Source organism: Synergistaceae bacterium (assembly GCA_031272035.1).
Taxonomy (GTDB): Bacteria; Synergistota; Synergistia; order Synergistales; family Aminobacteriaceae; genus JAISSA01.
In genome coordinates, this window is record JAISUO010000017.1 from 1 (window position 1) to 12203 (window position 12203).

General features: G+C 56.1%; 12 protein-coding genes. 10 read left to right on the forward strand and 2 right to left on the reverse strand.

Annotation, left to right across the window (positions count from 1 at the left end):
* On the reverse strand, positions 1-250 hold a 250-nt coding region (locus LBR61_01875; GenBank protein ID MDR1730821.1), incomplete at its 3' end, for a hypothetical protein.
* Between the two features lie 494 nt (positions 251-744).
* On the opposite strand from LBR61_01875, the gene LBR61_01880 reads away from it, so the two are divergent.
* The 6 genes from LBR61_01880 to LBR61_01905 all read left to right on the forward strand — a co-directional run bounded on the left by LBR61_01880 (position 745) and on the right by LBR61_01905 (position 7233).
* Positions 745-1011: a MoaD/ThiS family protein gene (locus LBR61_01880; GenBank protein MDR1730822.1), complete on the forward strand. Its 267-nt coding sequence runs from the start codon at positions 745-747 to the stop codon at positions 1009-1011.
* Between the two features lie 19 nt (positions 1012-1030).
* A complete protein-coding gene (locus LBR61_01885) occupies positions 1031-2245 on the forward strand; it encodes a YibE/F family protein (protein MDR1730823.1) in 1215 nt (404 codons plus the stop codon).
* Positions 2202-3218 carry a hypothetical protein gene (locus tag LBR61_01890; GenBank protein ID MDR1730824.1) on the forward strand — a complete coding sequence of 339 codons (1017 nt, stop codon included), beginning with the start codon at positions 2202-2204 and terminating at the stop codon, positions 3216-3218. Before LBR61_01885 ends, LBR61_01890 begins: the two co-directional genes overlap by 44 nt.
* Positions 3219-3421: 203 nt before the next feature.
* A complete protein-coding gene (locus LBR61_01895; protein MDR1730825.1) occupies positions 3422-4573 on the forward strand; it encodes a DUF3798 domain-containing protein in 1152 nt (383 codons plus the stop codon).
* 27 nt (positions 4574-4600) lie between these two features.
* Complete coding sequence (locus LBR61_01900) at positions 4601-6004, forward strand: amidohydrolase (protein ID MDR1730826.1); 1404 nt, start codon at positions 4601-4603, stop codon at positions 6002-6004.
* A 23-nt stretch (positions 6005-6027) separates the two neighbouring features.
* Positions 6028-7233 (forward strand): Xaa-Pro peptidase family protein, encoded by a 1206-nt coding sequence (locus LBR61_01905; protein ID MDR1730827.1) that lies wholly within the window; start codon positions 6028-6030, stop codon positions 7231-7233.
* Between the two features lie 132 nt (positions 7234-7365).
* Here the strand turns inward: LBR61_01905 and LBR61_01910 are convergent, their stop codons facing one another.
* A complete protein-coding gene (locus LBR61_01910) occupies positions 7366-8565 on the reverse strand; it encodes an MFS transporter (protein ID MDR1730828.1) in 1200 nt (399 codons plus the stop codon).
* 256 nt (positions 8566-8821) lie between these two features.
* Here LBR61_01910 and LBR61_01915 point away from each other — a divergent pair, with 256 nt between their 5' ends.
* The 4 genes from LBR61_01915 to LBR61_01930 all read left to right on the forward strand — a co-directional run.
* Positions 8822-9352, forward strand: a complete 531-nt coding sequence (locus tag LBR61_01915; protein MDR1730829.1) for a hypothetical protein — start codon at positions 8822-8824, stop codon at positions 9350-9352.
* 38 nt (positions 9353-9390) lie between these two features.
* The gene (locus LBR61_01920) at positions 9391-10476 is read left to right on the forward strand and encodes an ABC transporter substrate-binding protein (GenBank protein MDR1730830.1); all 1086 of its coding nucleotides are present in this window, start codon (positions 9391-9393) and stop codon (positions 10474-10476) included.
* A gap of 7 nt (positions 10477-10483) precedes the next feature.
* Entirely contained in the window at positions 10484-11485 is a 1002-nt protein-coding gene (locus tag LBR61_01925; protein ID MDR1730831.1) for an iron ABC transporter permease, read from the forward strand.
* On the forward strand, positions 11482-12203 hold a 722-nt coding region (locus tag LBR61_01930; GenBank protein ID MDR1730832.1), incomplete at its 3' end, for an ABC transporter ATP-binding protein. The genes LBR61_01925 and LBR61_01930, both read left to right, overlap by 4 nt.

The following is a 12203-nucleotide window of genomic DNA, read 5'->3' on the forward strand; positions in this document are numbered from 1 at the left end:
CCCAATACTGGAAATACTTGATTTTCATTGGATCATAATCAATGAGATACCGTTTCATCTCGGTAACGTGCATTGCCGTACTACGCTCTCTCTCGCCGAGAACGTAAGATTCGCCCCAACCGTCGAGCCCTTGGTTGGTTTCCAGCTTGACGAACAGGTATGTCTTGCTTCTGTTCCACCGCTCTTTAGATTCTTCGGGGACTCCTGGCACTATGTAGGTTTTGACATCCGTAATCCGCAAATCTGACATGTTATTCTCCTCTCAAATTGTAGTCGTGCAGGCCCATTCTGTTTGTTCTTTATGTCAACCACGCCGTCATGCCTGTCGTGCAATATGTCTGTAGTGTAATGGAAGAAAAATCTTACCCTCCTGTCAATTGATTCAAATAGAGTTTAGGATGTCCAGTTGTCCGTACCTATTTTAGTATACCTAAACCCAAAATGAAAGTCAATATGACTACCCTCAAACTGACTATCTCCAAACCACAGGGAGAAAAAATATGTGTATGTGTATATCTTAACAGTAAAAAAATTGGAAAATTGTTTTTCAAATCAATTCTGGCCGTTTTTGTCCGTCATAATATCTTTTACCGGGTAGTTTATTCTTCCGGTACTCTATCTTTGTTTGACGGTTTTGACAAGCTCTGCTTTTCATGCGGGGCAGGGGTCCGACTTGTCAAAAGCCGCTGATTGGAATATTCTTCGAAAGAGAGGATTGCTGCGGAAGCGGGAGGGGAAAGGACTGTGGTTCGAGTTTTGATGTATGGAACACTGGAGGAAATGTCGGGAACGCGGGAGGTTGGAATATCGGGGGATCGGGTGCTGGATGTCCTGATCTCGCTCTCCTCTCTTTATGACTCCTCTTTTCGTGACATGCTGCTGGGAGGCGGGGAGTCCAGGGTCGCCATCCTGATCAACGGCGCGCCGGTACGCCGCAACGTTTTTGAAGCATCGCTGCGGGACGGAGATGTTCTGAGTCTCATGCCCTTCGGCGATGAAAATGACGTCTGAGTCGAGACGGGGGATGACTTTGAGAAAAAAGAACGCGTCCGTCCTTTTTATGGTGTATTTGTTTCGTGTCGCGACCGCCGTTCTGATCGCGTCGGTCGTTTACTCCGGGGCGGATTATTATACTCTGAAGTTTTGGAATACGCAGGACTCCCATGTCGTTCGGATCCTGGACATTGGTCAGACGATCCGCGAGTCTCCTTCGGAAGAGGAGGACGAACCCTTTAAAACGGAGAAAACGGAACTGACCGTCCAGTCTCTGACGGGAAAGAAGAGGGGTCAGTCTTTCAGGCTTGTCGCCACGCAGATGGAGGGCGGCGGCGTGAAATTCGAGCGGGGACACCGTTATATTCTGGTCAGCGATGTTTTCGAGGACGGATCGGCGCTGTATTCGATCGCCGATGCGTATCGGGTTTCGTCGGTGGTGTGGGTTATCGTACTGGCCTGCGGCGTGCTGATCGCCATCGCCGGAAGGTCGGGATTGCGGGCTCTGCTGGGGCTGGGGCTGTCCATCGTCGTGTTGATGTGGGGGTATATCCCCCTCGTGGCGACGGGCAGCCCGCCTGTGCCTCTGGCATTTCTGGCGGTGTTCCTCATCTCCGTTTTCACCGTGCTTTGCGTCGTAAAACGCAGACAGACCCGGCTGGTGGCGCTGTTGGGGACCCTGGGCGGGGCGGCGGGAGGGTTCGGAGCGGGCTGGCTGATGGTGATGTTCTGGCATCTTACCGGGCTTTCAGGCGAGAACGCGTCGCTGCTGTTTACGACGATTCCGGGGATTGACATACAGGGAATTTTGCTGTCTTCCATTATTATCAGCGCGATCGGAGCGGTTTTGGATGTGGGGATTTCCATTACGGCGGCCATGTCGGAACTCGTGGAGTACGACCCCGAAATATCCCTGACCCATCTGTGGGCGTCGGGAATACGGGTGGGCGGCGAGGTTTTGGGCAGTATGATCAATACGCTGATCCTGGCGTATCTGGGAACGGCTCTGCCCATGACTCTTTTGATCAGCAACGCCGGACCTGACCTGATCGGCCTGCTGAACGACCCTTATGTGGGGCAGGAAATCGTTCACAGCCTCGCGGGGACTCTGGGGCTGCTGCTGACGATTCCCGCCACGGCCACGTTTTTCGTTTTTCGGGAAAAGCTGCGCTCCCGCCGCTCCTGGCCGGAGGGGAGACTGAACTCCGATGGCGGAAGTTTTGAAGAGAGCGACCTCGACGATGACCCGTAAGAACAGGTTCAATGTCCGAAATTTTAAAAAATCTCCGGATGCGCAGGCGGAAAACGATACGAAGGCGGTCGTGGATATCGGCAGTAATTCCTTCAAACTTCGAGTTGCCCGACGGCAAAAAAACGGTCTGCGCATTCTTCTCGACATTACGGATATGGTCCGTTTGGGGCGGGGCCTGCGGAACGGATACCTGGAGGAGGAAACCATCATCCGGGGCGTGCGGGTTCTTCGGCGGCTGGTGCGCCTGGCGACGGATATGGGGGCCCGCCCCCGCCTTGTGGGGACCATGGCCCTGCGGACCGCGAAGAACGCGTCGGAGTTCGTGGATCGCGTCCGGAAGCAGACCGGCCTCACCATCGAAATTCTCTCCGGAGAAGAAGAAGCCCGTCTGGCCTGGCGGGGGGCGACTTTCGGAATGTCCGCCGAAGCGGGGGAAAAGGTGGTTTTCGATACGGGGGGAGGCAGCACGGAGTTCGTTTTCGGTTCCGGCACGAAGATTGTCCGTACCGTGAGCGTCGCGGTGGGGGCTGTACGTCTGACTGAAAAATTTTTCGGCTCGGATCCTGTCGCGCCGGAGGCGGTGTCGGTTGCGGAAGATTATGTCCGCGAGATGTTTCGCGCGGCCAATCTGGTTCCCGACGGGGAAAGCCTCCATCCTGCGGTCATCGGCCTTGGAGGAGGCGTGGTCGCGATGGCCTCCGTCAAGCTCGGCGCCACTCCCTTCAATCCGGTGAAGGTGGCGGGGCTGCCCCTGACCCGAAGCGACATCGACGCTCAGGTGAAGCTGTACGCGTCTCTCTCCCTCGCCGAGCGCACGAAGATTCCCGGGATGCCCGCCAGACGGGCGGATCTTATTCTCGCCAGCGCCTGCATTGTCCGATGCGCTATGGAAATGCTGGGGGTGGAAACGTTTCAGACCAGCATTGACGGCCTCCGCCACGGCCTCATCGTCGAGATGCTGAACCTTGCCTGAATTCCGTCATTGGCTTCTTCATTAACCTTTCATTTAATTTATTCAAAAATTATCAAAATTATGTTGCTTATTTTAGAGATAAATACGTTAGAATACATTTCATCCTGTTTTTGAGAAAGAAATGAAAATTGAGGAGGGTTATTGTGATGGCGAAATACTTCAGGTATGTCCTCTGCGCGTCTTTTCTTTTTGTAATCTTTTCGATGTTGTCCGCTGTTCCCGCGGGAGCGGGGGAGGCGCCGTTTCACATCGGGATTATGACGGGGACCGTATCCCAGAGCGAGGACGACCTTCGGGGAGCGGAGCGTCTTCTGGCGGAGTACGGAGATGCGGATAAGGGAGGAATGGTCCGGCATATCACTTATCCCGACAACTTCATGGCGGAAATGGAAACGACCGTCAGTCAGCTGCTGGGGCTGGCGGATGATCCCAAAATGAAGGTTATCGTCACGCATCAGTCGGTTCCCGGCGTGGCCGAGGCCTTTCGCCGCATTCGTGAGAAGCGTCCCGACATCCTTCTTTTTGCCGGCGAGGCTCATGAGGACCCCAACATCATCAGCTCCGTCGCGGACCTGGTGGTCAACACGGACCTGATCGCCCGCAGTTACACGATTCCCCTGACCGCGCAGAAACTTGGCGTCAAAACATTCGTCTACGTCTCTTTTCCCCGTCACATGAGCTATGAAAACCTGAGCCGCAGCCGCGCCATTATGGAGTCCACCTGCAAGGACCTGGGCCTGAAGTTCGTTTTTGAGACGGCCCCCGACCCGCTCAGCGATGTGGGTGTCGCCGGCGCTCAGCAGTACATGCTGGAAAAGGTTCCGACCTGGATCGATCAGTACGGTAAGGAGACGGCGTTTTTCACGACCAACGACGCTCTGGTGGAGCCCATGCTGAAGCGCGTCGCGGAGCTTGGAGCCTACTTTATCGAGACGGGCATGTCCTCTCCTCTGATGGGGTATCCCGGCGCTCTGGGCATCGACCTTTCCAAAGAGAAGGGCGACTGGCCCGCAATCCTCAAAAAAGTCGAGGCGGCGGTTGTGGCGGCCGGCGGCGGCGGTCGAATGGGGACCTGGGCTTACTCTTACGGGTACACCAACGCCTCCGCGCTGGCGGAATACGGCAAGCGGATCGTCGAGGGAAAGGCCAGGCCCGGCAATCGTAAAGACATCCTCGATGCCTACAACAAGTACACCCCCGGAGCCCAGTGGAGCGCCACGTACTACACCGACGCGGGAACCGGCGTTCGGAAAAACAACTTCCTCCTGATTCGTCAGGATACCTATATTTTGGGAAAGGGTTACATGCACATGACCGATGTTGAAATTCCGGAAAAAGTGTTCAGCATCAAGTGACGATTCCTAAATTTCAGGTGTGACGTCATGCTGAAGGGAATAGAACGGCGAAGCAGGGCTCTGACGGAGCTTGCCGACCGAATATGGGAATTTGCGGAACCCGCGTTCAGAGAGGTGCGCTCGGCGGAGGCGCTTGCGGAATATTTGCGCGGCGAAGGTTTCAAAGTGACGATGGGGGTTGCGGATATACCCTCCGCTTTTGTGGCTGAGTATGGAACTTCCGGGCCTGTGGTGGGCTTTTTGGGTGAATACGACGCGCTGCCCGGCCTGTCCCAGAAAATCTGCGTGGAAAAAGCCCCGGCGATTCCCGGAGGAGCGGGGCACGGCTGCGGACACAACCTGCTTGGAGTGGGCTCTCTGGGCGGAGCTCTTCTGGTGAAGGACGCCATCGAGTCCGGCGCGGTGAAGGGACGCGTGAAATATTTTGGCTGTCCGGCGGAAGAACTTGTGGCCGGAAAGGTTTTTATGGTTCGCGCGGGATGTTTCGACGGGCTGGACTGCGCCCTGACCTGGCATCCGCTTTCCGTGAACGGCGTCTGGGGGACGGCCTGTACGGCGATGAACTCGGCGAAATTTCACTTCCACGGAAGAACGGCCCACGCCGCGGCGGACCCTTTCAACGGGAGAAGCGCCCTGGACGCGGTGGAAATCATGAACGTGGCGGTTAATTTCCTTCGGGAACACGTTATCCCGGACGTTCGAATCCATTATGTGATCACCAACGGCGGCGGAGAGCCCAACGTCGTTCCCGCGGAGGCCACGGTCTGGTATTACGTCCGGGCGCCGCGACGCTTTCAGGTGGAGGAAACTTACGAGCGGGTGATTAAATGCGCTGAAGGCGCGGCTCTGGCTACGGGAACCACCATGGAAATCGAATTTTTGAACGGGTGTTACAACGTGCTGAGCAATCCCGTTCTGGAGCGTGTTCTGGCGGAAAAATTCGCGGAGGTGGGCCCGCCGGCGTTTACGGAAGAGGATCAGGTCTTCGCCCGTGGAATTCTCGAAACGATTCCCGACCGTTACGAAAATGGAAAAAAGGACCTGATGGAAAAGTACGGAATCGACGTGGGAGATAAAATTCTCTGCGATTTTATCGTCCCCCAGGTGATCGACGGAGGCAAGCCCACCCCGGGCTCCACGGATGTGGGCGACGTCAGCTATGTGGTTCCCACCTCGCAGATCGAAACGGCGGGCGGGCCCATCGGGGCGACGACCCACTCCTGGCAGTATACCGCGACGGTGGGTATGCACATCGGGCATGAAAGTATGCTGGTGGCCGCTCAGGTTTTGGGGCTTGCCGGCGTGGAAATGCTGAAACGTCCGGGGCTGCTGAGCGAAGCAAAAGCGGCGTTCATAAAACAGCGAGGCGACGAGGTCTACGTATCCCCTCTGCCGGAAGGAACCAAACCGCGCCTGGATCTCGTGCACTGACCTGGAGCGGGGAGGAACGGCCAATGATCGATTTCGGGAAAGCTCGCGCTTTGATGAAAAAAACGGGAATGGACGCCCTTTTGGTCCTTTCGCCGGAAAATTTTGTTTATACGGTGGGGGAGTACAGCCAGATGCACAACGTTTCGCGTCAGATCGGGTGCGCCATGGTCGTCCTCTCTCCCGGTGAGGCTCGTAAGGACGCCGTGATCTGCATGGATTTCGAGGTGGAGGGCTTTCTCGAACATCCCCGGGTGAAAGAGAATTTCGAGCTCCTTTCCTATCAGTCCTGGATTCAGCTTTGGGACCTGGACAACCCCCCGAAAAACCAGGCGCGGCAGAGGGAGAAATTTTCTCAGTTCGACCGGTCCATGACGGTGCTGCGGGATGCTCTGGAGAACCGTGGAGCCCATAAAGGCACGATAGGAATTGAGATGGGGTATGTTTCCGTCGATTTTTTTAAATCGCTGGAAGAATATCTCCCGGACGCCAGATTTATCGACTGCACCGGTTTGCTGCTGGAGCTCCACGTCGTCAAGTCGGAGGAAGAGCTCGCCCTGTACAGGGACATGACGAAGTATGTGGACGAGGGTTTGAGGGCTGCCGCCGCCCTTGCGAGGGAAGGAACCCGGGAATGTGACCTGCTGAGGGTCTATAAGGACCACATTTACGCGTCGGGCAAATATCTTCCCAGCGACTGGAGCTACTTCGTCACCGGCTCCAACGGCGGGCGCTTCGCACCGTCCACGGAGCGGACAATCCGTAACGGCGACATTCTGCGCAGCGACGGAGGGGCCAATGGGGGTTATCGGGGCTACTCCACGGACTACGCCCGAACCTGGCTCATCGGCGACGTTCGGAAGGACCTTTACGAGATGGCCGAAACGCTCTATAAAGCCGAACGGATGATGCTGGAAACCGTGAAGCCGGGGACGACGTTCAGGGAACTGTTCGACACCTCCTTCGACTTCATCAAAAAGAAATACCCCTGGTATGAGCGCGGGCATATGGGGCACAGCATCGGCGTGGGACCGTCCTCCTTCGAGCCGCCGATCATCTGTCCCAGTGAAACCCGGCCTCTCGAAGCGGGGATGGTGATCTGCGTGGAGACTCCCTGTTATCTGAAGGGGCTTGGCGGCATGAACTACGAGGACATGGTGATCGTGACAAAGACGGGAGGCGAGGTCATCTCCCACGGCCCGCACTTCGTTGGAGACCCCTTCAGGGTGTGAAAAATATGAAAAAAGTGTCCTGAACACTTCATAATCGTTCAAAGAGGCGGGCCGATGAGAAATTTTCACTGGCCCGCTTTTTGGTGTGCACTCCGCCTGGCACGTCTGTGCGGGCGGTTTTTTGATGGAGACTCAGGGCTTTTTCAGTATCAGGGTCAGTGCGAGGGCCGCCGTTCCAAAACCGATCATGACGACGGCCACGCTGATAAAGGAACCTGTCAGGGCCTGCAGGCCGCTGGACAGAAAAGGCCCCACAAACGAGGCGATAATCGCGTTCAGGTTGATGATGGAGAAGTTGATGGCGTAGTTCTCGCTTCCGTAAAAGGAATAACACACCGCGGAGTTGATGGGGACGATGCCGCCGAAGGAGAATCCCGCGCAGATGTACCCGATCGTCAGAATTTCCGGACTGTGACGGCTGATCGCGAGAATGAGAATGGTGAAGGAAACGATAAATCCCGTGCTGACGCCGAACATCGCTTTTCTGCAGCCGAATTTATCGCACAGAATGCCCACAATGACCCGTCCCGCCCCGTTGAAGACGGAGACGACGCCTGTGAGCAGAGAAGCGACTTTCAGACTGCAGCCCATGTCGAGGGGCAGCAGAGAGGCGTTGCCGACGAGCGTAAATCCCGCGGCGGTAAGCAGCACGACCCAGGGAAAGAAAATCCAGAACGAAAGCCTCCTGACCATGCAGATTTTTTCTCTTTTTCCTTCGTCATTTTCCTCGTCATTCCGCACAGGGGCTGAAGAAGACGACGCAGCGGCTTCTTTGGGGGGATTTTTGAGGAACAGGGAGCAGAAAAGAACGATCGCGCCAAAGGCAATCGCCAGCCCGGAAAAAGTGGAACGCCACCCAAGGGCGGCAATCATGGCCGTGCTGAGGGAGCCCAGCACCAGCCCTCCCAGTCCGAACCCCATGAGGGCGACTCCGGACGCGAAGGCCGGTTTTTCGGGAAACCATCCGACAATGACGCAGTTGGCGCAGTTGTAAGCCAGTCCAATGCCAAATCCGACCAGAACGCCGTACGTTATGTAGAGTCCCGTCAGAGAGTCGATGCGGGAAGTCAGCGTGAAGCCGCTCGTCAGGCACAGAGCGCAGAGGAGCATAACCACGAACGGGGAATGTCGCTTCAGAATGAGCCCCGAGGTGAATCCTCCGACGCAGAAGCAGGACATGCAGATGGAAAAAGTCAGGGACGTCTGAGATCGGGTCCACCCAAACTCGGCCTCCATCGGCGTGACAAAGATGGACCACGCGTAAACCAGGCCCATAAAAAGGAGCAGCAGAGCCGCATTGGCCAGATAGAGGCCTCTTTTTGAAACGCACATGTTTTCTCCACCCCCGGAACATTCTCTGGACAGGATACCAGAAAAGATGTTTCAGAAAAGAGGGTGCTATAAAATACCTTGACAAAGGCATTTTGAAAAGTTATATTCAACAAACATAATTATAAAGAATTATCAATTCGGAATGAAGCTCGCTGTTATGAAAACAGAGGGGGAAAATTTTTCTGACCTTTTTTAAGTTTGCTTGTACTTATAAATGTGAAAGAACACTGTATAAAAATTTGGAGGCGAGAAGTCGATGAGCGAGTTGGCTGTGTGGGTAAAGGACGATTTTGGCGAAGGGAAAATCGCGTGGGAGGACGCGGTGAAATATCATGGACGCCGGTATATTGCGGGAGTGGCCATAGGTTTTCAGTGTTTGAATCTGGCGTTTTCGGTGTTGTCTCCCGACGGTCCGGCGGACCGTGACCGGATCCGTTTTTTCAGCGGCATGGAAGGGCTTGGCGTAAGGGACGCGGTGGAAATGGTCACGCGCTGCGTTTCAGGCGGACGTTACTCCGTGGATACCGGCGTCGTGGAAGGAGATTCCGCCCCCAAAACGCCGGGGAGAGGCCGGTTTTATTTCGAGGTTTTCTGCGGGACCCGTATGCTGCGCGTGCGGCTGAAGCACGGCCTTGTCCCGGACGAGTTCGCGCCTCTGGCCCTGAAGGACGGCGCGGGCGTCATCACCCCGGAGGAGCTGAAGCGGCTGCAGGAAATAAAGGAAACCATCGCGGCGCACGTCATCGGGCACGACCCGAAGGAGATCTTCGATTACGAAGTGTGCTGAAAATAATGATAAAAATGATAAAAAGGAGAGTGTTGACTGTGAGAGTCATCAAACTTGGAATATGCGTCGCCGTGATGATCGTCTGTAAAACCGCTTTTGCCGCGCCCGTTTCGATTCTCGACCAGTATGGTCGGACGACCGAGCTGGCCAAACCCGCGGAAAAAATCGTTACCGTCCCCATTCCCGCGTCCAGTATGACGATTGCCCTGGATGGAAGCGAGTCGCGTCTGGTGGGCATGAATCCCTCCGCCAAACAGGCCCTTCAGGAGGGCATTTTGAGTAAATTTTTCCCCGGAGCGCTGAAAATCAACAGCGATATCGTGATGGGGGAGGGATTCGCTCCCAACGTGGAAACGCTTCTGACCCTTGAACCCGACGTCGTATTTCAGTGGGGCGACCGCGGCGACGACATCGTGAAGCCCATCGAAGCGGCGAAACTGCCCGTTGTCCTCCTGAAATATGGAACTCAGGAGGATTTGGAGACGTGGATCGGCATGTTCGGGACCGTTCTGGGCAAAAAAAATCGCGCCGACGAGATTCTGGCCTGGCATCGCGGTGAGCGTGCGGCACTGGACAGGGCCGTGGCGGCCATTCCACAGGAAAAACGCCCTAAAATTCTCTATCTTTATCGTTATGGGGACAGCATCAAAATTGGCGGCAAAAACAGCTATTTCGATTATTTCATTAAGATGGTGGGCGGCGTGAATCCCGCGGAAGAAGCGCCCAGTGAAAGCCAGATCAACGAGGAGCAGCTTCTGGAGTGGGACCCCGACATCATTTTGCTGAACGGGTTTCAGAGCGCGGTTTCGCCGAAGGACGTCTACGCCAACGGAAATTTCGCCGGAGTGAAGGCCGTAAAGGACCGGCGGGTCTACAAAATGCCTTTGGGCGGATACCGCTGGGATCCTCCCAATCAGGAGTCCCCTCTCATGTGGAAGTGGCTGGCCATGCTGGCGCACCCCGACGCGTTCAACTGGAATCTTCGGGAGGAGATTGCGAAAGCCTATGAATTTCTCTACAATCACGTCCCCACCGAGGAAGATATCGACGGTGTTCTGAGGATGACCATGAACGCCGACGCGGCGAACTACGGCCGGTTTGCGGCTTCAAAAGCGGCGAAATAACTTCGCGATGCGAAAATGCCTTCTTCTGGCGCTCTTTCTTCTGCTTTGGGGAGTGGGCGCTCTGTCCGTCGGGCGCTACTTCATTCCCTGCAAAAACGTGGGCGGCATTCTGCTGTCGCACTTCATGGCGCTGGACCCCTGGTGGACGGACATTCAGTATCGCGTGGTGGTTCTGATACGACTGCCCCGCGTTCTTGGCGCCGCTCTTTCGGGGGCGGCTCTGGCCATGTCCGGAGCCGCTCTGCAGGGGATACTGAAAAATCCCCTGGTCAGTTCGCAGGTCATTGGCGTTTCGTCCGGAGCGGCTTTTGGCGGAGTCATCGCGATTTTGCTGTTTGAAAACGCTTTTGCGACGATGGGCTGCGCCTATCTTGGAGGCCTGCTGTCGCTGGTCATGGTCTGGTGTCTCTGCAACCGGGGCCGAACCACTTCCCCTCTGAGCCTTGTTTTGGGAGGAATTATCATCAATGCCTTCTTCACGGCGCTGATTTCTCTGATCGAGTACGTCGCCGACCCCTACGACAAACTTCCCGCCATCGTCGTGTGGCTGATGGGAAGCTTCGCCTCGGCCTCCTGGGACAAACTTTTACACTCCGCGCCCATCCTGATGCTGGCGGGGCTGCTGCTGCATCTTTTGCGCTTTCGCGTCAGCGTGCTCTCTCTTGGCGGCGAAGAGGCGCAGGCGCTGGGAATTGATCCGCAGCGTTCTCGGTGGCTGGTGATGGGCGTCGTGGCCCTTGTGGCTTCGGCGACGGTGGCTCTGGCGGGGGTTGTGGGCTGGGTCGGCCTGGTGACGCCGCATTTCGCTCGAATGTTCGTGGGCAGCGACCACAGGCGTCTCATTCCTCTGTCGGGGGTGCTGGGCGCCGTTTACACGGTTCTGATCGACACCCTGGCCCGTACTCTCGTGGAGGTGGAAATTCCCATGGGCATTCTCACCGCTCTTGTGGGAACGCCGCTGTTTGCCGCTTTGATGTACCGGCTGATGAAAGGAGAAGAAGAGCGATGACCGAAAAAAAGGAGAACACGATTTTTCAGGCGGAGGGACTGGGGTTTCGTTACGGCCTCCGAAGCGGGTGGATTCTTCGGAATTTTTCCTGCTCTCTGGCAGGGGGGGAAATTCTTGCCGTTCTGGGGCCCAACGGATGCGGTAAAACGACGCTGCTGAAGCTGCTGTTGGGGATTTTGAAGCCCGTCGAAGGGAAGTTCCGCCGCGTGGGAACTCCGGGCTATGTTCCCCAGATTTCGATTCCCGCTTTCAATTACAGTGTTCTGGAGATGACGGTCATGGGGCGCGCGTCGAAGATCGGCCTCTTCTCCGTCCCGGACAGGCGGGATTATCAGTGTGCTCAGGAAGCTCTGGCGCGCCTCGGTATCGCCGACCTCGCCCAACGGGGCTGCATGAGCCTCAGCGGCGGACAGCGGCAGCTGGTCATGATCGCCCGGGCGCTGGTCTCGAATCCCTCCTGTCTCGTGCTGGACGAACCGACCTCCGCGCTGGATTTCAAAAATCAGGATGTTATTCTGAAAACGCTGAAACAACTGGCAGATGAAGGGCTGGCGGTGGTCATGACGACCCATTCGCCTCAGCATGCCCTCCACATCGCTACCCGTGCGCTGGTTATAGAATCGGACGCGCGTTATCTTTATGGTCCGGTCTCCGACGTGATGGCCAGCGAAAACCTGAACCGCCTTTACGGACTGGAGCTGAAAACCCTCCATTTCCA